This window comes from Microbacterium sp. 2MCAF23 (assembly GCF_052115565.1).
Taxonomy (GTDB): Bacteria; Actinomycetota; Actinomycetes; order Actinomycetales; family Microbacteriaceae; genus Microbacterium.
The window spans coordinates 310,106-333,500 of the sequence record NZ_JBFRGY010000002.1 but is presented as its reverse complement, the minus strand read 5'-3'; the positions used below and the strand labels follow the sequence as shown (position 1 = coordinate 333,500).

General features: G+C 67.7%; 26 protein-coding genes. 11 read left to right on the top strand and 15 right to left on the bottom strand.

What is annotated here, in order from left to right:
* Positions 1 to 17: 17 nt before the first annotated feature.
* From polA to AB4078_RS03080, 4 genes are all read left to right on the top strand, one after another.
* Positions 18 to 2,651, top strand: coding sequence for a DNA polymerase I (gene polA / locus AB4078_RS03095; RefSeq protein ID WP_441975909.1), 2,634 nt, complete (start codon positions 18 to 20; stop codon positions 2,649 to 2,651).
* Positions 2,652 to 2,744: 93 nt separating this feature from the next.
* Positions 2,745 to 4,430: a DUF885 domain-containing protein gene (locus AB4078_RS03090; RefSeq protein WP_441975908.1), complete on the top strand. Its 1,686-nt coding sequence runs from the start codon at positions 2,745 to 2,747 to the stop codon at positions 4,428 to 4,430.
* Between the two features lie 82 nt (positions 4,431 to 4,512).
* The gene (locus AB4078_RS03085) at positions 4,513 to 5,547 is read left to right on the top strand and encodes an LLM class flavin-dependent oxidoreductase (protein WP_441975961.1); all 1,035 of its coding nucleotides are present in this window, start codon (positions 4,513 to 4,515) and stop codon (positions 5,545 to 5,547) included.
* Between the two features lie 69 nt (positions 5,548 to 5,616).
* On the top strand, positions 5,617 to 6,384 hold the full coding sequence (locus AB4078_RS03080) for an SGNH/GDSL hydrolase family protein (RefSeq protein ID WP_441975907.1): 768 nt from the start codon (positions 5,617 to 5,619) through the stop codon (positions 6,382 to 6,384).
* Between the two features lie 34 nt (positions 6,385 to 6,418).
* Here the strand turns inward: AB4078_RS03080 and AB4078_RS03075 are convergent, their stop codons facing one another.
* The 8 genes from AB4078_RS03075 to AB4078_RS03040 are packed head-to-tail and all read right to left on the bottom strand — an operon-like array spanning position 6,419 to position 13,250.
* Positions 6,419 to 7,156: an amino acid ABC transporter ATP-binding protein gene (locus AB4078_RS03075; protein ID WP_440731752.1), complete on the bottom strand. Its 738-nt coding sequence runs from the start codon at positions 7,154 to 7,156 to the stop codon at positions 6,419 to 6,421.
* Positions 7,153 to 8,019, bottom strand: a complete 867-nt coding sequence (locus AB4078_RS03070) for an amino acid ABC transporter permease (protein WP_441975906.1) — start codon at positions 8,017 to 8,019, stop codon at positions 7,153 to 7,155. Before AB4078_RS03070 ends, AB4078_RS03075 begins: the two co-directional genes overlap by 4 nt.
* The gene (locus tag AB4078_RS03065) at positions 8,016 to 8,879 is read right to left on the bottom strand and encodes an ABC transporter substrate-binding protein (RefSeq protein ID WP_441975905.1); all 864 of its coding nucleotides are present in this window, start codon (positions 8,877 to 8,879) and stop codon (positions 8,016 to 8,018) included. Before AB4078_RS03065 ends, AB4078_RS03070 begins: the two co-directional genes overlap by 4 nt.
* A 56-nt stretch (positions 8,880 to 8,935) precedes the next feature.
* Positions 8,936 to 9,367 (bottom strand): cupin domain-containing protein, encoded by a 432-nt coding sequence (locus AB4078_RS03060; RefSeq protein ID WP_440731749.1) that lies wholly within the window; start codon positions 9,365 to 9,367, stop codon positions 8,936 to 8,938.
* Positions 9,368 to 9,378: 11 nt separating this feature from the next.
* A complete protein-coding gene (locus AB4078_RS03055; RefSeq protein WP_441975904.1) occupies positions 9,379 to 10,674 on the bottom strand; it encodes an amidohydrolase family protein in 1,296 nt (431 codons plus the stop codon).
* Entirely contained in the window at positions 10,671 to 12,113 is a 1,443-nt protein-coding gene (locus AB4078_RS03050; protein WP_441975903.1) for an adenosylhomocysteinase, read from the bottom strand. Before AB4078_RS03050 ends, AB4078_RS03055 begins: the two co-directional genes overlap by 4 nt.
* Positions 12,114 to 12,157: 44 nt before the next feature.
* Positions 12,158 to 12,730, bottom strand: a complete 573-nt coding sequence (locus AB4078_RS03045) for a dihydrofolate reductase family protein (RefSeq protein ID WP_441975902.1) — start codon at positions 12,728 to 12,730, stop codon at positions 12,158 to 12,160.
* A 10-nt stretch (positions 12,731 to 12,740) separates the two neighbouring features.
* A complete protein-coding gene (locus AB4078_RS03040) occupies positions 12,741 to 13,250 on the bottom strand; it encodes a DUF2127 domain-containing protein (protein WP_441975901.1) in 510 nt (169 codons plus the stop codon).
* 41 nt (positions 13,251 to 13,291) lie between these two features.
* Between AB4078_RS03040 and AB4078_RS03035 the strand changes: the two genes are divergently transcribed.
* From AB4078_RS03035 to AB4078_RS03020, 4 genes are all read left to right on the top strand, one after another.
* Entirely contained in the window at positions 13,292 to 14,035 is a 744-nt protein-coding gene (locus AB4078_RS03035; protein ID WP_441975900.1) for a formylglycine-generating enzyme family protein, read from the top strand.
* A gap of 71 nt (positions 14,036 to 14,106) precedes the next feature.
* Positions 14,107 to 14,640, top strand: a complete 534-nt coding sequence (locus AB4078_RS03030) for a GNAT family N-acetyltransferase (RefSeq protein ID WP_441975899.1) — start codon at positions 14,107 to 14,109, stop codon at positions 14,638 to 14,640.
* Positions 14,641 to 14,671: 31 nt separating this feature from the next.
* Positions 14,672 to 15,031 carry an MmcQ/YjbR family DNA-binding protein gene (locus AB4078_RS03025; protein ID WP_440731742.1) on the top strand — a complete coding sequence of 120 codons (360 nt, stop codon included), beginning with the start codon at positions 14,672 to 14,674 and terminating at the stop codon, positions 15,029 to 15,031.
* Between the two features lie 376 nt (positions 15,032 to 15,407).
* Positions 15,408 to 15,611 (top strand): cold-shock protein, encoded by a 204-nt coding sequence (locus tag AB4078_RS03020; RefSeq protein ID WP_440731741.1) that lies wholly within the window; start codon positions 15,408 to 15,410, stop codon positions 15,609 to 15,611.
* Positions 15,612 to 15,698: 87 nt separating this feature from the next.
* Here AB4078_RS03020 and AB4078_RS03015 read toward each other — a convergent pair whose 3' ends face one another.
* The 3 genes from AB4078_RS03015 to AB4078_RS03005 all read right to left on the bottom strand — a co-directional run bounded on the left by AB4078_RS03015 (position 15,699) and on the right by AB4078_RS03005 (position 18,161).
* Positions 15,699 to 16,445 (bottom strand): hypothetical protein, encoded by a 747-nt coding sequence (locus AB4078_RS03015; RefSeq protein ID WP_441975898.1) that lies wholly within the window; start codon positions 16,443 to 16,445, stop codon positions 15,699 to 15,701.
* A 176-nt stretch (positions 16,446 to 16,621) separates the two neighbouring features.
* Positions 16,622 to 17,482 carry an EamA family transporter gene (locus AB4078_RS03010; RefSeq protein ID WP_441975897.1) on the bottom strand — a complete coding sequence of 287 codons (861 nt, stop codon included), beginning with the start codon at positions 17,480 to 17,482 and terminating at the stop codon, positions 16,622 to 16,624.
* 73 nt (positions 17,483 to 17,555) lie between these two features.
* The gene (locus tag AB4078_RS03005; protein ID WP_441975896.1) at positions 17,556 to 18,161 is read right to left on the bottom strand and encodes a helix-turn-helix domain-containing protein; all 606 of its coding nucleotides are present in this window, start codon (positions 18,159 to 18,161) and stop codon (positions 17,556 to 17,558) included.
* A gap of 108 nt (positions 18,162 to 18,269) precedes the next feature.
* On the opposite strand from AB4078_RS03005, the gene AB4078_RS03000 reads away from it, so the two are divergent.
* Positions 18,270 to 18,965: a GNAT family N-acetyltransferase gene (locus tag AB4078_RS03000; RefSeq protein WP_441975895.1), complete on the top strand. Its 696-nt coding sequence runs from the start codon at positions 18,270 to 18,272 to the stop codon at positions 18,963 to 18,965.
* Positions 18,966 to 19,038: 73 nt separating this feature from the next.
* Complete coding sequence (locus tag AB4078_RS02995; protein WP_441975894.1) at positions 19,039 to 19,545, top strand: hypothetical protein; 507 nt, start codon at positions 19,039 to 19,041, stop codon at positions 19,543 to 19,545.
* A gap of 151 nt (positions 19,546 to 19,696) precedes the next feature.
* On the opposite strand, the gene AB4078_RS02990 is transcribed toward AB4078_RS02995, so the two are convergent.
* The 3 genes from AB4078_RS02990 to AB4078_RS02980 all read right to left on the bottom strand — a co-directional run bounded on the left by AB4078_RS02990 (position 19,697) and on the right by AB4078_RS02980 (position 21,253).
* Positions 19,697 to 19,969, bottom strand: a complete 273-nt coding sequence (locus tag AB4078_RS02990; protein ID WP_441975893.1) for a hypothetical protein — start codon at positions 19,967 to 19,969, stop codon at positions 19,697 to 19,699.
* Positions 19,970 to 20,058: 89 nt separating this feature from the next.
* Entirely contained in the window at positions 20,059 to 20,427 is a 369-nt protein-coding gene (locus AB4078_RS02985) for a hypothetical protein (RefSeq protein WP_441975892.1), read from the bottom strand.
* A 52-nt stretch (positions 20,428 to 20,479) separates the two neighbouring features.
* Positions 20,480 to 21,253 carry a G1 family glutamic endopeptidase gene (locus tag AB4078_RS02980; RefSeq protein WP_441975891.1) on the bottom strand — a complete coding sequence of 258 codons (774 nt, stop codon included), beginning with the start codon at positions 21,251 to 21,253 and terminating at the stop codon, positions 20,480 to 20,482.
* Positions 21,254 to 22,015: 762 nt separating this feature from the next.
* Here AB4078_RS02980 and AB4078_RS02975 point away from each other — a divergent pair.
* Entirely contained in the window at positions 22,016 to 22,483 is a 468-nt protein-coding gene (locus AB4078_RS02975) for a helix-turn-helix domain-containing protein (protein WP_441975890.1), read from the top strand.
* Between the two features lie 66 nt (positions 22,484 to 22,549).
* Here AB4078_RS02975 and AB4078_RS02970 read toward each other — a convergent pair whose 3' ends face one another.
* Positions 22,550 to 23,392 (bottom strand): TrmH family RNA methyltransferase, encoded by an 843-nt coding sequence (locus AB4078_RS02970; RefSeq protein ID WP_441975889.1) that lies wholly within the window; start codon positions 23,390 to 23,392, stop codon positions 22,550 to 22,552.
* Positions 23,393 to 23,395: the final 3 nt, after the last annotated feature.

Sequence of the window (23,395 nt, the reverse complement as noted above, 5' to 3'; positions counted from 1 at the left end):
CTCGTTAGGCTGGAGTCGTGACGGACTCCGCAAAGCCTACCCTCATGGTCGTCGACGGCCATTCGCTCGCATACCGGGCGTTCTTCGCCCTTCCGGTGGAGAACTTCACCACAAAGGACAACCAGCACACGAACGCCATCTACGGCTTCCTGTCGATGCTGGTGAACCTCATCAAGGCGGAGCGGCCGACGCACATGGCGATCGCCTTCGACACGTCGCGGCACTCGTTCCGCACCGACGTATACCCGGAGTACAAGGCGACCCGCTCGGAGACCCCTTCGGAGTTCCGCGGGCAGATCCCGCTGCTGCAGGACTGCCTCGCGGCGATGTCGATCCCGGTCCTGACGAAGGAGGGCATCGAAGCCGATGACATCCTCGCCACGCTCGCCGCGCAGGGATCCTCGCAGGGCTTCGACGTGCTCGTCGTCTCCGGGGACCGCGACACGATCCAGCTCGTGAACGACGAGGTCACGCTGCTCTACCCGAACGTGCAGGGCGTGTCGCAGCTCAAGCGCTACGACCCGATCGCCGTGCAGGAGCGCTACGGCGTGCGCCCCGAGCAGTACCCCGACATCGCCGCTCTCGTGGGTGAGACGAGCGACAACCTGCCCGGCGTGCCGAAGGTGGGCGAAAAGACCGCCGTGAAATGGCTCACGCAGTTCGGATCGCTCGATGAGCTGCTCGATCGCGCCGACGAGATCAAAGGCGTCGTGGGCGGAAACCTCCGCGAGCACATCGAGGACGTGCGCCGCAACCGCAAGCTGAACCGGCTGCTGCAGGACGTCGAGCTCCCCGTCGGCCCCTCAGACCTCGAGACGCGTCCGATCGACGCGCAGGCCGTGCGCGACATCTTCGCCCGCCTGGAGTTCCGCACGCTGCTGCCGCGGGTGTTCGAGGCGGTCGGCGAGGATGCGCCCGCCGAGGAGACCGCTGCCACCGTCGCCGTACCGGCTGCCACGGAGCTCTCCGTCGAAGGGGTCGCAGCGTGGCTCGCCACAGCCACCGGCGACGTCGCGGTCGAGGTGACCGCCGCCGGCGGACTGCCACGGCGCGTGGGGCTCGCGCACGGCGACGACCTCGTCGAGCTCTCATGGTCGCCGCAGGTGCAGGCCGCTCTCGCCGATTGGCTCGCGTCCGACGCGCCGAAGATCTTCCACGACGCGAAGCCGCAGGTGAAGGCACTGCACAGCGCAGGCGTGCGCCTGGGCGGGCTGGCCTACGACACGAACCTCGCGGGATGGCTGCTCCGCCCGAGCTATCCCGACAAGACGCTCGCCGACCTCGTCGACCGCTACCTGGGTGAGAAGCTGCCGGAGGCGGATCCGAGCCAGCTCGTGCCGGAGACGGAGGGAGCCTCGCCCGCCCAGCTCGCCTGGTTCACGGCCCGCGTCGCCACCGCCCTGCGCACGGACGTTCCGGAGAGCGTCGACCGGGTGCTCCGCGAGATCGAGCTGCCCACCCTCATCACTCTCGCCGACATGGAGCTCGCGGGCGTCGCCGTCTCGCACGAGATCCTCTCCGGCTTCTCGCAGGAGCTGGGGGAGCGCGCGAGCCGCATCGCGGAGGAATCCTTCGCGATCATCGAGCGCGAGGTGAACCTCGGCTCGCCCAAGCAGTTGCAGGAGGTCCTCTTCGAGCAGCTCGAGCTGCCGAAGACCCGCAAGACCAAGACCGGGTACTCCACCGACGCGGCCGTGCTCGCAGACCTGCAGGAGAGCAACCCGCATCCGTTCCTCGACCTGCTGCTGCAGCACCGTGAGGCCACGAAACTCCGGCAGATCATCGAGTCGCTCGACACGGCCATCCGCGCCGACCACCGCGTGCACACGACGTATGTGCAGACGGGCAGCCAGACGGGCCGGCTCAGCAGCACCGACCCGAACCTGCAGAACATCCCGGTGCGCACCGAGGAGTCGCGGCGCATTCGCAGCGCGTTCCAGGTCGGCGAGGGCTACGAGACGCTGCTGACGGCGGACTACTCGCAGATCGAGATGCGCATCATGGCGCACCTCTCCGGCGACGAAGGCCTCATCGAGGCGTTCAACTCGGGGGAGGACCTGCACCGCTTCGTGGGTGCGCGCGTGTTCGGCGTGGAGCCCGAGGAGGTCACGCCGGCCATGCGCACCAAGGTCAAGGCCATGTCCTACGGCCTGGTCTACGGTCTCAGCGCCTTCGGCCTGTCCAAGCAGCTGCGCATCGAGCAGTCCGAGGCGAAGCAGCTCATGATGGAGTACTTCGCCCGCTTCGGCGCCGTGCGCGACTACCTGCGCGCCTCGGTGATCGCCGCGAAGGAGGTCGGCTACACCGAGACGATCTTCGGGCGACGCCGACCGTTCCCGGACCTCGTCAGCCCGAACCGCGTGCTCCGTGAGAACGCCGAGCGGGCGGCGCTCAACGCTCCGATCCAGGGCAGTGCGGCCGACATCATGAAGGTCGCGCTGTTCCGCATCCACGCCGACCTGCTCGAGGCCGGCCTCGCCTCCCGGGTGCTGCTGCAAATCCACGACGAACTCGTGGTCGAGGTGGCGCCCGGGGAATGGGATGCCACCGAGCGCATCGTGCGCGAGCGCATGGCCGGCGCCGCGGACCTGTCTGTGCCGCTGGACGTGCAGGTCGGTCGCGGCGGCGACTGGAACGAGGCCGCGCACTGACGCAACGCCGCGGAACGGGAACCGCTCCACGATGCGCGCCCTCAGCCGCGTCGTTCCGTGGAGCGGAGCCCGTTCCGTGGATAGGCTCAAGGGATGACCGCAGAGCAGCCCACGACGCGCAGGCCGTCCACCATCGATCACATCGCGGAGGGCTGGGTCGACACCCTGACTGAGCTCTCGCCGATCCTCGGCACCTACATCGGCCGCAACGAGGTGAACGGCCGCCTCGACGACTTCAGCCCGGCGGGCCACGAGCACGCCATCGCCCAGACCCGCCGCGTACTCGCAGAGCTCGAGGCGGCGGAGCCCGTCGACGAGATCGACCGGGTCACCAAGACGGATCTCTCCGCCGAGCTCGGGCTGACGCTGGAGCAGCACGATGCGCAGTGGCATCTGCGTGACCTGAACGTCATCGCCTCCGCCGCACAGGATGTGCGCCAGGCTTTCGACCTCATGCCGACGGCGACGGCCGATGACTGGAGCGTCATCGCCGAGCGTCTCGGCGCGATTCCCGCCGCGCTGGACGGATATGTCGAGACTCTGCGCGAGGGCATCGCGAAGGGTGTCGTCCCGGCCCGGCGACAGGTCGTCGAGGTCGCCACGCAGATCGCGCGGTACACGGCCGACGACGGCTTCTTCGCCGCGTTCGTCGCCGAGGCCTCGACCGACGAAGGGCAGCTGCCCGCGAGCCTCGCCCGCGACCTCGCCGACCGCTCCGCCGCCGCCCGCGTCGCCTACGACGGCCTGCGCACGTTCCTCAGCGCTGAACTCGCTCCCGTCGCCGGTGAACAGGACGCGGTGGGACGCGAGCTGTACGCCCTGGCTTCTCGCCGGTTCCTCGGAGCGACGATCGACATCGACGAGACCTACGAATGGGGCCGCGAAGAGCTCGCGCGCATGGTCGCCGAGCAGACCGCCATCGCGAACGAGATCCTGCCCGGATCCACCGTCGAGGAGGCCGTGGCCCACCTCGAGGCCGACTCTGCGCGCAAGCTCGTCGGCACCGACGCCCTGCAGCGATGGATGCAGGAGACCAGCGATCGGGCGATCGCCGAGCTCGGCGCCTCGCATTTCGACATCCCGGAGCAGATCCGCGAACTGGAATGCATGATCGCGCCGACGCAGGAGGGCGGGATCTACTACACCGGCCCGACCGATGACTTCTCCCGTCCCGGCCGCATGTGGTGGTCGGTGCCGGAGGGCGTCACGGAGTTCGACACCTGGCGCGAGCTCACCACCGTCTACCACGAGGGCGTTCCCGGGCACCACCTGCAGATCGCCCAGGCCACGTACAACCGGGCGGAGCTGAACACCTGGCGTCGCGTGCTCGCCGGCACCTCCGGTCACGCGGAGGGCTGGGCGCTCTACGCCGAGCGCCTCATGGAGCAGCTCGGCTACCTCGACGATCCCGCCGACCGACTTGGCATGCTGGACGGGCAGCGCATGCGCGCGCTGCGCGTGGTGCTCGACATCGGCGTGCATCTCGGCAAGCCGCGCCTCGACGGCCAGGGTGTCTGGGATCACGACTACGCACTCGATATGATGCGTCGCAACGTGAACATGTCCGACGAGTTCCGACAGTTCGAGGTGAACCGCTACCTCGGCTGGCCGGGGCAGGCGCCGTCGTACAAGGTCGGCCAGCGCATCTGGGAGCAGGTCCGCGACGCGGTCAAGGAGCGCGAGGGCGACGCCTTCGACATCAAGGCCTTCCACAAGCGCGCCCTCGACATGGGTGGGGTCGGCCTCGACACGCTGCGCTCTGTCTTCCAGGTGGTCTGACAGCGCCCGGCAGCGGGAAGGGGTCGCGGGAATGTCCGCGACCCCTTTCTTCTCTATTCAGATGAATAGAAAGGGGCTGGGCATGGAGATCGAGTTCGGACTGGACACGTTCGGCGACATCACGGTCGACGCGGAGGGGAAGACCCTCAGCGGCGCGCAGACCATCCGCAACATCGTGGAGCAGGCGGCACTCGCCGATCAGGTCGGCGTCGACTTCTTCGGCGTGGGGGAGCATCACCGCCGGGACTTCGCGGTGTCGAGCCCGGAGATGGTCCTGGCGGCGATCGCGTCGCGCACCGAGCGGCTCCGCCTGGGAACGGCGGTGACCGTGCTGAGCTCCGACGACCCCGTCCGTGTGTACGAGCGTTTCGCGACTCTGGATGCGCTCTCCGACGGTCGCGCCGAGGTGGTGCTGGGACGCGGCTCCTTCACCGAATCCTTCCCGCTGTTCGGCTTCGATCTGCGCGACTACGACCGGCTCTTCGAGGAGAAGCTCGAACTGTTCGTCGAGCTTCTCAAGGAGGAGCCCGTGAACTGGCAGGGAACCGTCCGGCCCCCGCTCGAGAACGCCGACGTCTTCCCGAAGACCGCCGCAGGCATGCGCACCTGGGTGGGCGTCGGGGGATCGCCGGAGTCGGTCGTGCGCGTCGCGCGACACGGCCTCGGGCTCATGCTCGCGATCATCGGTGGACCGGCGGCGCGGTTCCGCCCGTTCATCGACCTGTACCACCGCTCCGTCGACGCGTTCGGGAACAAGGCGCTCCCCATCGCGGTGCACTCACCGGGGCACATCGCCGACACCGACGACGAGGCCTGGTCCACCGCGTACCCGGGCTTCGAGACGATGCGCAACACGATCGGCGCCGAGCGGGGCTGGGGCACCGGGTACAGCCGAGCCCAGTTCCAGAACGAGGTGGGTCCGGAAGGCGCCGTCTACGCCGGTTCGCCGGAGCGGGTCGCCGCCAAGATCGCCGACACGGTGCGCACTCTCGGTCTCGGCCGGTTCGATCTCAAGTACGCGACAGGTACGACCTCGCACGAGGCGCTCATGCGCAGCATCGAGCTCTACGGCACCGAGGTGATCCCGCGGGTGCGGAAGCTGCTCGCAGAGGACTGACCCACGTCGGTCGCTGACGGGGCCGGACGGTCGTGCGTCTGCCCGGCCCCGTCGTCGTAGGCTGAACGAATGAGTGCTGTTCGTTTCGTCGCCATCGGCGACTCCTTCAGTGAGGGCGTCGGTGACGAGCTTCCCGACGGCACGGTCCGCGGGTGGGCCGATCTCGCCGCGCTGGGCTGGGCGGATGCGCTCGGCGAGCCGATCGCCTATGCGAACCTGGCGATCCGCGGACGCCTCGCATGGCCGGTGGTCGAGGAGCAGCTGGAACCGGCCCTGGCCCTGAAGCCGACCCACTTGTCCTTCAACGCCGGCGGCAACGACATGCTGCGCCCCAAGGCCGACATCGAGCACATCGCCGATGCGTTCACGCGGGTGCTCCGGCGTTGCGACGAGGCCGGCGCCACCCTCATCGTGCTCTCCGGAGCGAACCCCTCGGGACAACTCCCGTTGTCATCACTGATCCAGCGCCGCGGCGACGAGCTGTCCGCCGCTGTGCTCCGCCGGATCCAGGATCGCCCCGACGTGCTCCAGGCGCTGAACTGGCCGGACCGCCAACTCAGCCGACCCGAGTACTGGGCCGAGGATCGCCTCCACATGAACGCCAACGGACATCACCGCGTGGCCGCGAGGGTGCTGGATGCCGTCGGCGTCGGTGCCCCCGAAGAGTGGTGGCAGGCCCGCGACGTGCCGGAGGAGGAGCCCCTGAGCACCGCCGCGTACTACCGGCGGCACGTCGGGCCCTGGATCAAGCGCCGTGTGACGCGCCGGTCTTCCGGCGACGGCCGCCGGCCGAAGTTCGCCGACTGGACCGAGATCAGACCGTCTCCCGCGGGCTGAGCAGGTCGCGCGATACTGCTCAGCCCCCGTGCGGTCAGTGCGAGACGCGGGCGAGGAACTCGGCTGTCGCAGGGTGCTGCGGTGCGTCGAAGATCTGCTGGGGCGGTCCCTGCTCCACGAGCACGCCGTCCTTGAGGAAGACGACCCGATCGGCGACGTCGCGCGCGAAGGACATCTCGTGCGTGGCCATGAGGATCGTGGTACCGCGCCCCTTGAGCTCCCGGACGAGATCGAGCACCTCGCCGACCAGCTGCGGGTCGAGCGCGCTCGTGATCTCGTCGAGGAGCAGCAGTTCCGGATCGGTCAGGATGGCACGCACGATCGCCACACGCTGCTGCTGCCCGCCGGAGAGACGGTCGGGGTAGGCATCCGCCTTGTCACCGAGGCCGAGCGCGGTCAGCAGCTCCCTACCGCGCCGGCTCGCCTCCGCCTTCGGCATGCGGTGCACACGGCGTGCCGCGAGCGTGACGTTGTCGAGCACGGTGAGATGCGGGAACAGGTTGAAGTGCTGGAACACGACCCCGATCCGTGCGCGAATCGCGTCCGCATCGATCCGCGGATCCGTGATGTCGGTTCCCGAGAGCAGGATCTGCCCGTCATCGACGCGCTCGATGAGGTTCATCGTGCGGAGGAGCGTGGACTTTCCGGATCCGGACGCGCCGATGAGCACGACGACCTCATGCGCATCGACGGCCAGGTCGATCCCGCGCAGCACATCATGGTCGCCGAAGCGCTTGCGCACTCCGATCGCTTCGATCACGGGGGCGGTCATACGATCCCTCCGGCCTGCTCGCGCTTGTTGAGACGCGCGGTGACGACGTCCGTGAGACGGATCATCGGCCAGCTCAGGATCACGAAGAAGAGTCCGGCGACGATGTACGGCGTGAAGTTGAACGTCTCGGCGACCTGCAGCTGAGCCGCACGGACCGCGTCGATGGCGCCGAGGACTGAGATGAGTCCCACGTCCTTCTGCATCGAGACGAAGTCGTTCATGAGCGCGGGGACGACCTTGCGCACGCCCTGTGGGATCACGACGATCCGCAGGGTCTGCCCATGCGTGAGACCCAGCGACCGGGCGGCGACCCGCTGCGACGGGTGCACGGCCTCCATGCCGGCGCGGAGCACTTCGGAGACGTACGCCGAATAACTGATCACGAGGGCGATCGTGCCCCAGAACATCGCGGGCATCCGGGGGAAGATCATGAGCGCCGGGATCCCGAAGCCCACCAGATACAACACGATCAGCAGCGGGACGCCGCGGAAGAAGTCCGTGTACGCGGCCGCGAGAAGACGCAGCGGGAAGAACACCGGACCGCGAAGGGAGCGCAGGACGGCGAGCAGCGTGCCCAGCAGCGCTACGCAGACCGCCGCGATCACGAGCACGAGGATGTTGAGCAGCAGGCCCTGGAAGATCGGGCCCACGCTCGCGACCGCCACCTTCGGATCGAAGAAGGTCTCACGCACGACCTTCCATCCCGGGGTGTTGGCGATGACGATGACGAGGACGCCAGCCACCACCAGGCTGCTCAGCAGCGCGAGCAGAACGGAAAGCGTCGTCGCACGGCGGCGCTGTGCGCGACGCGACAGCTCGAGGGGGCTCGGCTGCCACGCCGCGTCGGCGAGGGGAGAGGTCACTTCAGGACGGGGACGTTCACGGCCTCGCTGAGCCACTTCTTCTGCAGCTCGGCGATGGTGCCGTTCTTCCGCAGGGCGTCCACGGCCTTGGTGACGGCCGGAGTCAGCGCGGAATTCTTCGGGAGCACGAAGGCGAACTGGTCTCCGCCCTTGTCATCGGCGAACTGGCCGATCACGTTGGCGTTCTCGAGCTGTGCCCCGGTCACGTAGAACGCCCCGGGCAGATCGGTGATCATCGCGTCGATCTGGCCGCCCTTGAGAGCCTGGACGACATCGTCGACCGAGTTGAAGACGCTGAGGTCGGCGGTGCCGAGCTGCGCCTTCGCGACGGTGTAGCTCGTCGTGCCGGTGGCGACGCCGACCTTGGCCTTCTTGAGGTCGGCGATGCTCGTGGCCGTGGCGGCGGGGGTGCCCTTCGCGGCGACGGCCGCCTGAGTGGTCGTGTAGTACGACGACGAGAAGTCGACGGCCTTCTTGCGGTCCTCGGAGATCGAGAACTGCTGGATGTTGAGATCCCAGTCCTTGGGGCCGGGAGCGATCGCGGCGTCGAAGCCGGTGCGCGTCCAGACGATCTGCTTGTCGGAGAACCCGAGCTCGGTGGCGACGGCGTGGGCGACAGCACCCTCGAAGCCCTTGCCGTTGGCGGGGTCGTTGTCGATGAACCAGGGCTCGTAGTCGGGGTCGCCCGTGGCGATCGTGAGCTTGCCCGCAGTGACGGTCTGCAGGGCGGCGCCGGTGGCGTCCGCACCAGCGGACGGCGTGGACGACGAGGCGGGGCCGCTGCAGGCGGCAAGGACGAGGGCGGCGGCGACGACCGTCGCCGTGAGCGCGGTGCGGCGCAGAGCAGGTGCGAGGGACACGGGGACTCCTGAGGTGCGGGGGCGGACGGGTATGGCTGCGGGCGCAGGTGCCCCGTTCATACCGTAGAGGAATCGGCGAGACGCCAGTCGGCGAAGTCGAAACCGGGCGAAACGAAACAGGAGACCAGCACCTCGCTGTCGTCGAGGGGGCGTGCGGCCTGCCAGACTCCGGCGGGGACCAGCGCCTGCGCGGCATCGCCGGGGCCCAGCACGATCTTCTCGGCTTCTCCCGGAGCGGCTCCGGATCCGCCGAGACTCAGCTCGAGGCGGCCGGGGCCGTGCCAGAGCCAGAGTTCGTCGCTGGAGACGACGTGCCACGCGCTGGATTCCTCCGGCGTGAGGAGATAGTGGATGCAGGTGGCCGCGGGGCGCGTGCCGCCGACGGTCTCGACCGGAATGGCGCTCGTCCAGGTGCGGCGGAACCAGCCTCCTTCGGGGTGCGGTTCGAGATCGAGGCGGATCGCGGTCGCGGGAACAGGCGCAGTCATGGGTGGCTCCGTTACAGGGCGGTCAGGGGTGTTTCGAAGGCGGCGGTCGCGTGTCGGACCTCGCCGGCGATGACGGTGGCAGCGGATCGCCCCGCGCCGGACTCCACGAGCTCGACGACCGCGTCCGCCCCCGGTGCGACGTCGAAGAACGCCAGGTCTGCGAGCGCGCCCACGGCGAGGTAGCCGGTGCGGTCCGGGCCGACGTCGATCCCCATGGCGTGCGCGCCACCCAGGGTCGCGGCGTTCAGGAGCCGCGCGTGCAGGTCACGGTCGGTGTACCCCTGCGACCGGGCGATGCGTGCGAGCTCGGCGACGTCCGCGAGCAGGTCCAGCGAGGGGCTGGACGAGAGCGAGTCGGTCCCCACCGCGATCGGGTTGCCCTCGCGCAGGTATGCGGCGATCGGCGGCTCCTCCAACCCGACGACGGCGTTCGAGCGGGGGCACAGCGCGACGCTCGTGTGCCGTTCGCGCAGGATCGCCCGATCGCGCGCGCTCATGTAGACGCCGTGAGCGATATGGCAGTCGGGTCCGAGTACCCCGAGCTGGTCCACGAACTCGGTCGCGCTCGTGCCGAAGCCGGCGTCGCGCAGCTCCTGGAAGCTCGCCAGGCCCGCTGTATGCCAGGCGTGCGCCTGACCGTGCGCGAACTCGCTCTCGAACGCCGCCTCACCGAGGTGGATGTGTATGCGTCCGCCGCGCTCGCGGACGATGTCAGGGATCTCCAGGAGCGGTTCGATATCGAGCGAGTAGGGGGCGTGCGGCGACAGCCCGGTGCCGGGGGGAGTGGGCAGTGCGTCGAGCGACTCCTCCACCTGACGGCGTCCGGTGCGGGCCCACTCCGCATTGGTCCAGCTCATCACCTCCCAGTAGGTGATGCCGTGCAACCCCGCATCGTGCAGTGCGGATGCCGCGGTGCGGTCGGTCACGACATCGGCGGCGGCAGTCGTCCCGCTGCGGATCAGGCGCGACGCGCCGTCCGCCGCATCCGCGGCCCAGTCCCGTCCCTGCTCGTACACGGGGTCGAACGCCGTCGCCCAGTCCTCGAATCCGCGATACCGGCCTCGACCTACCTCCGCCATCCCGGTGTACTGCAGGTGGGTGTGCGCGTTGACCAGCCCAGGTATCAGTACGCCGGGCCAGTGCACTTCTGAGGGCGTGAGACCCCGATCCGAGAGGGATCTCCGCACCCAGGCGCGTTCACCCACGTGCAGGATCCTGCCGTTCTGCACGGCCACCGCGCCGTCGGTGATCGGCGGTGCCGTGATCGGCAACACCTGGCCCGCGGAGTAGAGGGTGACGTCGTTCATGCAACGTCCTCCCGGCGGTAGCGAGGGGAGCGCCAGTCCTGCTGCGCGCGCTGCTGCGCCGTGCTGCGGACGTCGACGGCCTCGCCGCGCGCCGCGAGAGCAGCACGGGCGACGAGCTCGTCGGCGTCGCCGGGGAACGGGTGCACTCCCGCCGGCAGCGGCGAGGCGAGCAGCTGCTCGACAGCAGACAGCTGCACCGCGAACGACAGATCCATGATCTCGATCGGGTTGCCCTCCGCCGCGGCAAGGTTGACGCAGCCTCCTCGAGCCACGAGCAGGGCGCCGTCGCCGACCTGCTCCAGGTGCGGGAGCACGGCTCCCGCGTGCGAGACCGGCTGCAGGCCCGTGGGGTCGAGATCCACCTCCTCGGGCACGCCGCCGGCCACGGCCACGACGCGGGCCGCGCGGAGGGTCTCGGCATCGATCGTGTGCGGCGCACCTGTGGCCGAGACGACAAGGGCGTTCGGCGCGAGATCGCTCAGAAGACCTGTCGCATAGCCATCGTGCGCGGCGCGCAGGGCGCGCACCGGATCCGTCTCCGTCACGCCGACCGCGGCGCCGAGTGCGCGCAGATGCGCCGCGACGCCCTCACCGACGGGGCCGTAGCCGACCACGACCGCGGGCTGGTCCCGAATTCCGATACCTGCCACGTCCAGAACGTCGGCGATCGCGAACACACAGGATTGACCGGTGCCGTAGCGGTTGTCGAAGGCTGTCTTCATGGGCGCGTCGTTGACGGCGATCACCGGGATCCGCAGCGCGCCTTCGGCCGCCATCCGGCGCAGGGGAGTCAGCCCGCTCGTCGTCTCCTCAGCCGCGCCTCTGAGGTCGGCCAGGACATCGGCCTCATGCGCGAGCCGGATCAAGTGCGAACCGTCATCAAGCAGCAGCTCGTGGCCCCGGCGGAGGAACGCGACGGCGGCTTCACGCTCTGCGACGCCGGACAGCGCAGGATCCCCGTCGACCGGAATACCTCGAGCGCGCAGAGCGGCGGCCACGTCGACGTCGATCTCATCCGGGTGGGCGTAGACCGCGACTTCGGCGCCGGCGTCGCGCAGGAGCAGGGCGAGCTGCGCCGTCTTCGGCTCGAGGACCATCGCGATGCCGATGCGAACGCCGCGCACCGCAGCTGTGTCCCTCAGCCTCGCAGCGATGTCGCGCGACACGGGCATGTAGTCGCCCGCGAAGTCGATCCGGTCATCGGCGCCCTCCCGCGGAGGGAACGGGGCCCCGTCGAGCAGGATCTCGGCCTCTTCCCCCGGGACGAACGCGACGGCGCCATCGCCCACGCGAGCTCGGAGGCGAACGAGAAGCGTGCGGAGTTCGTCGGGAACATCGCCTTCGCCGATGACGTCGAAGGTTCGGCCTGCCACCAGCAGGTTGGTGTCGCGGGCGAACCGTCGCACGAGTCGCTCGGCGGTCAGGAGGGCTTCGGGCACGTGTTCAGCGTAGAGGTTCCGCACAGTCCGCCGACGCCGCGCGATCAGGGTGCTTCGGGCCTCCCGGTCAGCCGATAGGTGAGCTCGGCGAAAGGCCCGGCCTGGCGAACGCCGGTGAGCTCGAGCCTGCTGTGATCGAGGTCCCGGGGAAGCAGCGGCTTGCCCGCCGCGAGAGTCACGGGAGCGAAGGTGACGACGATCTCATCGAGCAGGCCTGCGTCCGCGAACTGGCCCACCAGGTCTCCGCCGCCCACGATCCACACATCCCTGCCACCGGCTGCCTCGACGATGTCGGGCCAGTGCTCGGCGACCTCTCCCTGCACGAATCGGATGTCGGCGCCCGGCACGGGCTCCGGCGATCGCCGTGTGAAGACGAATGTCGGACGATCGCCGTAGAACTGCTGCCAGCGCTCAGGGTGGCGGAGGAGGTCCTCGTGGTCGCGCACCCACTCGTATGTCGACGCCCCCTCGACGAGAACGCCGACCCTTTCGGTGAACGCCGCGATGTCGCCCGTGGCCTGCTCCTGCGGGATCGTGAGGAGCCAGTCCAGCGAGTCGTCGGGATCTGCGAGGAATCCGTTCAGCGTCGAGGCGGTGTAGAAGATCGCGCGTGTCATGTCGGAGACGCTACGGGACGGCTCCGACATCGGCGCCCGCAGCGCGGCGCTTCAGGTGCAGTTGCCACTCGCGCGCGGTGAGGAAGACGATGAACACGTCGAAGAGGGTGAGCGCGAGCATCCACCAGCTGAAGTGGACGATCAGTTCGTAGCACTGCAACGCGATGAAGACCGCGAGCGCCGCGAGCATCCACGGATACGCCCACAACTGCTGTTTCAGCAACGCCCAGACGAGCACCACTTTGATGACGCCGTGCAGCAGCAGGTACGCGGCCGCGAAGAGCGTCGTCCTCGTGCCCCACGAGTCTCCGAGGTGTATCGCCCAGTGGAAGACAGGGGAGTGCTCGTGTCCGACGAGGACGAAGGCGACCACATCGCCGAGCCACTCGCGCAGTCGGGCGGGTGAGAGGAAGAGCAACGCAAGACCGCCGATCAGCTCGGCCGCGCCGTCCAGTCCCTTGAGAACGATGCTCACCGCGAAGACCCGATCCAGAGCGCGGTGGGAAGCGGCGGCCGTCATGGACCCGATCGTACGTTCGGCCGCTCCTAGACTGCCCTGAGATGAGTGACATCGAGATGCGCACCCTGCCGGCTGGTTCCGTCGTCTTGCACGATGCACGGACCAAGCGCCGCTGGAGAGTGGACCTGGAACCGTTCGAGATCGGCGCATTCGCGGTGACCGAGGAGCAGGTCTCGGAGCTGCTCGGAATCGCGGCCGAGCACCCTGATCGCCCTGCCGTCGACGTCTCCTGGCAGCGCGCGATCCGCTTCTGCAACGCCGCTTCGGAGTGGGAGGGGCTCGATCCGGCCTATCGCTTCGATGGCACGGAGGTGCACTGGGATGTCACAGCCGACGGTTACCGCCTGCCGACCGAGGCGGAGTGGGAATACGCGTGCCGCGCCGGGTCGACCACGCCGCACTACGGACCGCTCCCGGAGATCGCCTGGACCGCCGCTGATGGCCTGCGCCACGCGCAACGTGTGGGGGAGCGGATGCCGAACCTGAACGGGCTCTTCGACACCCTCGGCAACGTCTGGGAGTGGTGCTGGGATCTGCTGGATCCGGCGCGCTACGGCGAGTACCGCGTGTTCCGCGGGGGCGGTTTCGCCGATGACGCCTGGAGCGTGCGCGCATCGGTACGTCGTGGGGGAGATCCCCGCACCACGCAGGACGACCTGGGCTTCCGCCTCGCCCGCGGCGGGTTCGACGGCGTCGACGCCGCCCAGGGCTGGTCGCTCAACGCGGACGAGGAGAGAGCGCTTCTCGCCGGTCCGCTGCCGTCGGGCTGGACGCCCCGGCGCTGACGCCCGCCGAGCGTGTTCCATCGAAAGGCGCCACCGTCCCCGACCGTGCACACCGATGCGAGGATGGCATCATGGCCGAGAGCACGCGTCCGACGCTGACGACCGAGCGCCTGATCCTGCGACCGCAGCAGGAAGCAGACGCCCTCGTGTTCCATCAGCTGTGGACCGAGCGCGATGAGCGCGTTCCTCCCCACCGTCGACTCGACGCGGAGGGGCGACCGACTGTCGCCGATATCGCGAAGGACATCCGTCGGGGGAGCGGTCAGGAGGCTCCCGGTCTGCTCACCGTGGTGCTCCGCGCGACCGGTGAGGCGATCGGATACTGCGGTGTGGTGTTCGACGGCACGGGCGATGCGAACCAGCCGGAACTGGCCTTCGAGCTCCTCCGCGAGGTGCACAACCACGGGTACGCCACAGAAGCCGGTCGCGCGGTGATCGCCTGGGCCGGCGAGTCCGGGCATGCGCGCCTCTGGGCGAGCGTGTGGGACTGGAACCTCGCGTCACGGCGCGCGCTGGAGAAGCTCGGGTTCGTCGAGACCGGCACGGTGACGAAGGAAGGCACGCACGGTCGTTCACTGCTCACCGTGCGGGATCCCACTCCCTGACCGGCCTATTCTCGACGCAAGGAGGTCGAGCATGGCGACGATCGAGGATGTACGCGCACTCGGATCCACCTTGGAACGCTCGTACGAGGTCTACGTCCGAGGGCGGCTGAAGTTCCGCGTCGGTCAGCTCGTGTATGTCGCGTTCTCGGCGGACGAACGGACGATGGAGTTCGGCTTCCCCAAAGAACTGCGCGAAGGACTCGTCGGAGGTCAACCCGAGAAGTTCCAGCTGCCGTCGCCGTCCGACATGCGATTCCATTGGGTGCGTTCCGAACTCGCGGCGCTCGACCCGGGGGAGGCACGCGAGTTCGTCGTCGACGCGTGGCGCATGGTCGTACCGAAGATGGTGTCTCGTGCCTACGACCTGGCACATCCTGACGGACCTGCATGATCGGTGACGCTCTGGGCCTTCACCCAGGTGGGAAGGGATAGGCTGTTGCCCAGGTTGTTGAAGTTGCGGTTTCTGCCGGAGTCCTGCTCCGGACCAGCTTCTGGGCTCGATCATCGATCGAGCGGGTATTCAGTTCAGTGACTCTGGTTGCGTCAGCCATTGTGATGCATTCTGACCGGTTGGTTCTCTGATCTCTCCTGTTGTTCCCGTATCCGACTCGTGGCCGACACCGGCCCTGGGACTCGCGTGGACCCCTCTCAGCCCGTCCGTTCACGGACGAACCCTGGCGCCGGAACGCGCCACCCCAGATTTCCCGACGGCCTCGTCGCGGATTCGCGGACCATTCAACGGGTCCCAGACAAGAAGGAATGACGACATGGCCACTGGCACCGTCAAATGGTTCAACACCGAAAAGGGCTTCGGATTCATCGCGCCCGACGACGGCAGCGCCGACGTCTTCGCGCACTTCAGCGCGATCACCGGTAACGGGTACCGCAACCTCGAAGAGAACCAGAAGGTCTCGTTCGACTCCGAGCGCGGCCCCAAGGGCATGCAGGCTGCGAACATCCAGGCTCTCTGAGACTTCACGGCAAGCGGGCGTCCTCGGCACTCACGTGCCGGGACGCCCGCTTCTTGTTGCGCCGAGGTTCCGCCAGCATGGGGATCCTCATAAGGCAAGCAGCCGCGCCGCCCGTCCCGCGTCGATTCCGCCGCGCCAGCCGGACAGGGGCGGCGTGATGTCCGATCGAGGTCCGCCGGACCAAGCCTCGGCGATCTCGCGGCGAGACACGAACCTGTCCCAGCTGGGGTCGAGAGTGCTTGGCAGCAATCCGTACTCGGCGAGGCCGATGAGGATGCCATATCGCTGGTACTTGTCTGTGCCCGATACGACTTTCGCGCGCGCGACCGCCTTCTCGAGTTCGCTTGCGCGACTGCCGTCGGGCTGGGCTGAGATCACCTCGAGCAAAGCGCGTAGCCGCTCCTTGTCATCGACCGTGGGGGAGGGGAGGCCCGCCGCGACCGCGGTCTCGAGATCGGGGAGATAGCGATGCGGCTGCTCGTTCCAGGCCCAGCCGAGCGCGAGACGCAGCAGCACCTCGGTCGAATCCAGCTCGTAGGCATCCTCCGAACGCGCGTCCAGACCGCAATCGGGCAACCCGTTCTCGGCCGCAGGCGCAGACGCGAGATGCCGTGCCCAGGCGAAGGAGATCAGGATCTGGCGTCCGTGCGGGGCACTGCCCAGGCCTGCGACGAAGGCGCCGAGCACGGCTGCCTCGTCCAGCACCGATGCGGCGGCGATCGAGCGCTCGACGATATCGACCGGCCGGATCCGCTCGATGACACGGACCGGCCAGCCGGACGACTCGGCCGCCGTCACATCGATCGCCTCGTTCGATGCCTGGGCGCCGACCACGCCACCGGTGCGCGTGAAGCGGTATCCGTACAGTCGCATGAGGATTTCCAGCTCGGCGCCGGCAGGGATCCGTCGGGGTGCAGCCATCACCCCGTCAGCGTAGGGCATCGGGATCCCCCTGCCGCTGCGGGTCGGCAGGCAGGATGCCCGCACGGTCGCGCCGTCGGACAAACGGACTATCTGCTCTCACTGGCAGACGGAGGAGCGTCGGTGACCGTGGGTTCCTCGGTGCGAGAGCCGCTGCGCTGAGCCGCCGCGCCGGCGATGACGACGATCGCGATCCCGACGACCTGCACCAGGCTGGGTGCCTGGGCCAGCACGAGCAACCCGATGACGACGCCGAATGCGGGCTCGATGGAGAGCAGCGTGCCGAACGCGGTGTGAGACATCCGTCGCAGCGCCATCATCTCGAGACCGAATGCGATCACCGGCGTGATCAACGCGATCCCTGCCGCGGCGGGCAGCACCCACCAGGTGAACGTCCCGCCGATGACCTGGGGCAGGCCCATCGGCAGCGTCGTCAGAGCTGCGACGGGAATGGTCAGCGACAGCCCGCTGATGCCGGAGAACCGATCCCCGACATGCTGAGTGAGCACGTTGTAGAGCCCCCAGCATGTTCCGGCGGCGGCGGCGAAGCCGACGCCCACGGCATCGAAGTTCCCGCGCCAAGGCTCGGTGAGCAGTACGACGCCGACGAACGCGAGCAGCGGCCACACGAGCGCCCGGCGTCGCTTGCTCATCAGGCCTGCGACAGTGAGCGGCCCGAGGAACTCGATCGCCACGGTCGTGCCCAGCGGCATGCGTTCGACCGCGGCGAGAAAGCAGGTCGTCATGAATCCGGTCACGACGCCCAGTGCGAGCAGAGCAGGAATGTCCTTGCCGCGCAGCGAACGGATCGCGGGTCGCGCGATGATCCAGAGGAACATCGCCCCGAAGCACATGCGCAACCATGCTGTGCCGGCCGGGCCGACCTGCTCGATGACCGGCACGGAGAGCGCATTGGAGAGCTGGACCGAGATCATCGCCACCACGGCCATGGTCCACGCCGGGATTCGAGAAAGGCGGCCACGACCTGGGCCCGCGGATCCCTGCGCTTGCGATGTGAAGGTCTCAGTCATTGTCGGTCTCCGCTCCATGTGCGATCCCGACGCCCGGCTCATATGCGCAGAGGACCAGTCGGGCCCGGCTTTCCTGGGCGTTGACATACGTGTGCTCGATGTCTGCGTAGAACGACACCGTGTCGCCGACCACCAGGTCGTAAGCGTCGTTGCCGACCGAGACGGTGACTGCGCCTTCGGTCACGAGCAGCATCTCTCGGGTCCCGCTGGCGTGAGCGTCGCTCTCGTGGCGATCGCCGGGGGCGAGAACCCACTCCCACAGCTCGACGACATTCGGCGGCTCCGTGCCCGCCATGAGCATGCCGAATCCGCCTTGTTCGCCCCTCCACAGCGTCGCCCCCTCGCCGGCACGGGTCACCTTGGCGGTCTTGGGCGCAGGCGGCTCGACGAGCGCAGGCAAGCCCATACCCAGAGCATCGGAGATCCGCAGAAGCGTCTCCAGGCTCGGGTTGGCGGCGCCCTGCTCGACGTTGACGATCATGCGTCGGCTCACTCCGGAGCGCTCCGCCAACTGGTCGAGTGTCCATCCGCGTGCGATGCGCTCGCGCTTGACTCGCACGCCGATGGCCTGCGCAAGTGGGTCTGGCTGAGATTCCATGAGTGCAGCATAATGCACGCCAAGGGCACTAGCGTTAGGGTTGCCATCGCTCGGCCATTGCTTCCGATAGCGACCAGCGCGGCAGACGGGAACGGATTCGAGGAGAGCATGGGCAAGGGCGACTTCAGGCAGGACGCGCGCGCTGCACGCGCAGCCGACGTGGACGAGATGGCGCGAATACTCACGCTCGCGTTCCTGGATGACCCGGTGTGGGGGCCTGCATTTCCCGAGTCCGGTCGGCGGCGCGCGGTGGCCGACGCGTTCTGGCACTTCATGTGCACCGAGGCGCTACGCTTCCCGGACTCGATGGTCACGGTCGCCGCAGGACCAGCCCTCAAGGCTGTATCCGTCTGGTTACCACCCGGCGCGAATGAGGTCTCCGACGCATCCCATGACGCCTATGACGCCATGACTCTCGAACTTCTGGGCGCCGCCGCTGCGGACCGGCTCGCTCAAGCAGGGGAGTGGTTCGCAGCCGCCCGACCCGATGAACCGCACGCGTACCTCACACTCCTCGGCGTTGCACCCGAGTGGCGCGGGGGAGGGCACGGCATGAGCCTGCTTCGCGCAGCACTGTCGCGTTACGACGCGCTCGGCATCCCGACTTATCTGGAGTCTTCCAATCCCGTCAACGACAGGAGATACGAGCATCTCGGATACCGGCCGCGTTCGAAGGTCCACCTGGCAACCGGCGCCGCCGTGCAGACGTATTGGCGCGAAGCCCAGCCGCCGGCGGCGAGTGCGGACGAGACGGACCGGAGTCGCCTGGGCGCCCCTGAGGCAACAGAGGGTCGTGGCGGGTGAGGCCTGGCCGGAGGCTCAGCGCGCTGGGCGCACTCGTGTTTCGAACGCGTTCAAGAATGTGTATCGTGAGACCATGCCCGATTCAGAGCGCGTCACGCCCGTCGAAGGCACCCACACCGCGGTCCAGCCGGTCACCGGGTCGGCTCGGCGACGGCTCATACCGTGGATCATCATGGCCATCGCGATCGTCGTTGTACCAGCGGTCGCCATTGCTGCTGTCATCGCGACGATGGACCTCGTTCGCGACTTCAGATACCCGGTCAACGTCACCATCTCGCTGAGCTACGTCAGCGACGGCGGACGAGCGTATTCGTGCACCTATGACTACAGCACTCCGAGGAGTGCACCGATGCCGGCAGACATCGCCCAGCAGATGAACGAACGGGACTGGTCTCAGACCGGTCAGCTGATGTATGAATGGGCCAAGACCCACCGGGCTGCGGCAGGCTCGACGTGGAGCCTCGCGATGGATGAATTCGTCAGGTTTCCGCCGTGGTTGGTCCAAACCGAAGACGGATCCGAGTACGAACTGTGGTCGAGACAGCGCCCCGGTGGCAACTGCGAAGACGGCCTGCAGTAAGCCCGCGTCAGCCTCAACGGATACGCCAGCCTCGCAGTGAGCGGCATGCTGACCCCTGAGCTGACGGAGCACGGCCTGGAGACGCGGTCGAATGCATTCTCCGCGGCAGCGCATCCGTGTAGAGCGCTGGAGGAGTGGCATCCGCCAACTTCTATCTGACATAATGTGCATTATCAGCGAAAGAAGATTTGCCGAGCGTGTCGTCCCGCTCGCGCAACTGCTGACGCGCCTGTTGCACCCGTTCCGCGTAGAGCGGAGCGAATGGCTCCTCAGCCACTCGCTCGAGCGCCGCCGATAGAGCCCACAGCGCGGTCTGCTCGCCCGGGAGGAGTTGCAGGTCGCGGCCCTCGTCTTCCCAACGATGCAGCAGTTCGAAGAGCACGAGGGCCTCGTCAGCCCGCAGCACCAACACGCGATCCGCCATGGACAAAGACTAGAGAACCAGACGCATCCGGCTATCCGCTCGCGGCCTCGACAGCTGGATCACCGATTGTCAGACACGACCTAGTTGCCCTACGGGTGGCACAGCGCGGCGGCGGTTCCGGGCAGTGCAGCCGCTGCGATCACGGCTACGAGTAGAACGCCAACAAGGGTGAGCAATGCCAGCAGCCACGCTCGACGGCGCCTGACGAGGAGAACGATCACGCCCGCGACGCCACCCACGAGGATCAGCGTGTTGAGCACGGCCGCGACGATGACGACGGTTGCTCCTCCGCCGCAGAAAGGTGGCGCAACCGGCCCACTGCTGGCGGTCAGCAGCCCGAGCTCGACCCAGAGTGCGCCGCTCCCTGGAATCGCGACAGTGAGAGCAACGACCAGGAGCAGTATGGCGAAGACCGCGTTGGCTGCGCCTGATCGTTGCTCTTTCCCGAATTCACTCAACTGATCACGGATGATTGCTCCCCGGTTGGCCCCTGTCGGGCGACTCTCTTGCTCAGCATGCCGTTCCTTGATGGTACGAAAAGGTGGAGAAGTTTCCCTGACTATCCAGTGATCCTGTGGATGCGAGCGTTGGCGTTCCGCCGCAATCCACCATTGCTATGTTGTCGAGCGTCAGACCGGGTCCTGTTGGTCCCTGGTTGAGAATATATGTGTCGGAAACTGTGCTTCCGCCGCGCCATTCTTTATATGTGGCGCCGTAATAGTCCGCCCTAACGAACGGAAGGAGCAGAGTGTTCAAGCCGTTTACCGAGTGCCTCTCCATGATCCACTCGGCTTGTTCCGCATAGGTGCCCACAGTGGACCCTAGGGCTTCCGTTCCCGAGACGCAGGTGTTGTTGGCTGAGCTTGAGCAGACGACCCAGATCATCGTGTTGCTGCGGGCGATGTAGCTGACGCTCGCTCCCGCGACGTCTCCACTGTTGACGGGGAGGTTCTGGATGATGACCTCACTCTGCAGGGGGTAAGACTCGTAGAACCCGTATGTTCCCGATGGTCCGATGCCGTTCCAGCCCGGCCCGGTGTACGCGACGGTGCCAGCCTGGATCAGTTGATCCCACCCGGTGTCTCCGGATCCGATGCCGACCCACTGTGACGCGCTCTCCTGAACGGAATTGTTGGGCGGATCGAAGTAGGGCACGGACCAGTTGCCTGCGACCGACGTGTAGTAGATGTGGTTGGGGTCCGTGCCCTTGAGGCGGTAACCGGTCCAATTGTACGAAGTCGCGTTGGTGATGTTGGTCGTGCCTGACGCGGCTGCGGGAGTCATCGTCCCGGTCTCCGTGACGTGCGGATCACGAAGCGGGAGCCTATCGCCACACTGAATCTCTGAGACCCAATGTGGATTGCCCTTAAGGATCTTGTCTAGTGCTGGCGAGGCTTCCAATCCGTCACCGTCTGCACCGAGAGCAGCTCCGACCGCCTTGATCCCGCGTTTCGCAACATCACCGCTATCTGGGACAACGGTCTTGAGATTTCCGGGACAGTTCTTTGAGCCATGAATCTGTGGACCTGGCGTACTCGGCGGTGCCGCACTTGCAGTCGACACCCCGAAAGTTGTCAGAGACGCGATCAGCGCACCGCCAACCGCGAACAATGCGAGTGCTCTTGTGGTCTTCATTGACGCTCCCTTATTAAGGGCCCCCCAGCAGCCAAGGGAATTCCTACTCCCGCCCCGCGGTCCGCCGCAAGAGTTAGACGTCCCCGACTCGGCGTCCATCGAGAATTCCCAGGTTGAGTCTCGCCCCCTTCGGCGGTTGATCGATATAGACGTGAGCGCGGCCTCTTCCGTCAAAGGAAGAGGCCGCGCTGTGGGGCTGCGTGCGTCTGAAGCTAGCTCCGAGTCACGGAGTTGTAGTTCCGGTTGGGGACGAGTGCCGTCTCGTTGGCCGCGACGAAGTCGCCGCCTCCGCTGAACTGGTCGTGCTGTGGCTGGCGCTCCCGAGCGAGCCTCGTGTGAAGGCCGCGCGCCGGAAGTAGGACGCGATGTCAACGACTCGGCGAACTCGCGTGACTTCGACCGAGTAAGCCGATGACATTCCTTCCTGACCACGCGCACGCACGTCGACGCCGCACTCAGGCCCGTGCATTCGGTCAAGTGGTGCGCAACGCTCGCCTGCGAAAAGGGCTGTCTCAGGAACGCGTCGCACACGACGCAGGCATCACGGTCTACACGTACGGCGGGATCGAACGCGGACGCTCGCCCCGAGGCGGCGAGGTGAACCCCACCTTCGACACAATGCTGCGCATTCTCCTGGCGACCACGCCGATAGCGTTTGCGCTGCGCGAGGTCATGCCCGGCACCGATCTGGCAGCAGTCTCTCATCCGGGCATCGGCGTTGCGGTCTGGTTCCATGCGACCGACGTGCAGGTGATCCACGAGGCGCTCGTCGCCGACGGTCACACGATCACGGCGGAGCCGATCGACGGTCCGTTCGGGCGCACGTTCACCTTCGCGGACCCGGACGGCTATCGGATCACGCTGCACGACCGCGCCTGACGCGCCTCTCCACTCAGAGTGACAGCGCCCGGCGCCTCAGCCGGCGTGCGCCTGCCACGACGCCTCTCACGAACTCGCACCCTGTCGAGGGGTGCTTCCGGTGGCCCTCTGCCGCGCCGCTTCATAGAGCATCAGCGTGGCGGCGTTCGAGGCGTTCAGCGAGCTTGCAGAACCGCTCATCGGCACGCGGACGATCACGTCCGCGGCCTCGCGCCATCCGCGCGCGAGGCCGGTCGTCTCATTGCCGATCAGCACCAGCGAGGGCTGGGCGAAGTCGTAGTCCCACACATCGACGTCGCCGTGCTCGTCGGTCGCGACCAGCGTGAGCGGCGTGCCCTGCGCGCGAACATCTCGCACCCAGTCGAAGACCGGGCCGCCCGATGCGGCGCGAACCACGGGCGTCGCGAACAGTGACCCCGTCGAGGCGCGGACCGACTTCGGGTCGTACGGATCGGCCGCATGACCCGAGACGATCAGACCGTGCCCGCCGAGCGCGTCCATGGAGCGCAGGATGGATCCGATGTTGCCGGGCTGCGTGGGCCGGTCGAACACCATCCCGAGGAAGTCGCGCGGCACCGGGATCCGGGACAGATCGTCCGGCGGCATCGCCACCACGGCGATGATCTCGGTGGCACCCTCGTCCTTGTCCGCCAGCTCGGCGAGCAGGGCCGGGCTCATCGCGATCGTCTCCTGCGCCTGCTGCAGCGCGTCCCGGGCCCACGGCGACAGCGTGCGCTGTGCGTCGTGGATCACGGTGAGGATCGTCCAGCCGTGCTCGATCGCCTGCGAGATCGGTCGAACGCCCTGCACCACGAAACGGTGCTCGCGTGAGCGGTGGTTTCGGTTGCGCGTCAGCGCCTCGAGCAGCTGGAACCGCGAGTTGCGCGTCGAGATCCGGAGGTCTGCCATCGT

Coding starts and splice junctions, on each gene's coding strand:
- AB4078_RS03090 (WP_441975908.1), top strand. CDS start 2,745: ATGACCGCAGAGCAGCCCACGACGCGCAGGCCGTCCACCATCGATCAC.
- AB4078_RS03085 (WP_441975961.1), top strand. CDS start 4,513: ATGGAGATCGAGTTCGGACTGGACACGTTCGGCGACATCACGGTCGAC.
- AB4078_RS03080 (WP_441975907.1), top strand. CDS start 5,617: ATGAGTGCTGTTCGTTTCGTCGCCATCGGCGACTCCTTCAGTGAGGGC.
- AB4078_RS03075 (WP_440731752.1), bottom strand. CDS start 7,156: ATGACCGCCCCCGTGATCGAAGCGATCGGAGTGCGCAAGCGCTTCGGC.
- AB4078_RS03060 (WP_440731749.1), bottom strand. CDS start 9,367: ATGACTGCGCCTGTTCCCGCGACCGCGATCCGCCTCGATCTCGAACCG.
- AB4078_RS03055 (WP_441975904.1), bottom strand. CDS start 10,674: ATGAACGACGTCACCCTCTACTCCGCGGGCCAGGTGTTGCCGATCACG.
- AB4078_RS03045 (WP_441975902.1), bottom strand. CDS start 12,730: ATGACACGCGCGATCTTCTACACCGCCTCGACGCTGAACGGATTCCTC.
- AB4078_RS03040 (WP_441975901.1), bottom strand. CDS start 13,250: ATGACGGCCGCCGCTTCCCACCGCGCTCTGGATCGGGTCTTCGCGGTG.
- AB4078_RS03035 (WP_441975900.1), top strand. CDS start 13,292: ATGAGTGACATCGAGATGCGCACCCTGCCGGCTGGTTCCGTCGTCTTG.
- AB4078_RS03030 (WP_441975899.1), top strand. CDS start 14,107: ATGGCCGAGAGCACGCGTCCGACGCTGACGACCGAGCGCCTGATCCTG.
- AB4078_RS03025 (WP_440731742.1), top strand. CDS start 14,672: ATGGCGACGATCGAGGATGTACGCGCACTCGGATCCACCTTGGAACGC.
- AB4078_RS03020 (WP_440731741.1), top strand. CDS start 15,408: ATGGCCACTGGCACCGTCAAATGGTTCAACACCGAAAAGGGCTTCGGA.
- AB4078_RS03010 (WP_441975897.1), bottom strand. CDS start 17,482: ATGGCCGTGGTGGCGATGATCTCGGTCCAGCTCTCCAATGCGCTCTCC.
- AB4078_RS03005 (WP_441975896.1), bottom strand. CDS start 18,161: ATGGAATCTCAGCCAGACCCACTTGCGCAGGCCATCGGCGTGCGAGTC.
- AB4078_RS03000 (WP_441975895.1), top strand. CDS start 18,270: ATGGGCAAGGGCGACTTCAGGCAGGACGCGCGCGCTGCACGCGCAGCC.
- AB4078_RS02995 (WP_441975894.1), top strand. CDS start 19,039: ATGCCCGATTCAGAGCGCGTCACGCCCGTCGAAGGCACCCACACCGCG.
- AB4078_RS02990 (WP_441975893.1), bottom strand. CDS start 19,969: ATGGCGGATCGCGTGTTGGTGCTGCGGGCTGACGAGGCCCTCGTGCTC.
- AB4078_RS02980 (WP_441975891.1), bottom strand. CDS start 21,253: ATGACTCCCGCAGCCGCGTCAGGCACGACCAACATCACCAACGCGACT.
- AB4078_RS02975 (WP_441975890.1), top strand. CDS start 22,016: ATGACATTCCTTCCTGACCACGCGCACGCACGTCGACGCCGCACTCAG.
- AB4078_RS02970 (WP_441975889.1), bottom strand. CDS start 23,392: ATGGCAGACCTCCGGATCTCGACGCGCAACTCGCGGTTCCAGCTGCTC.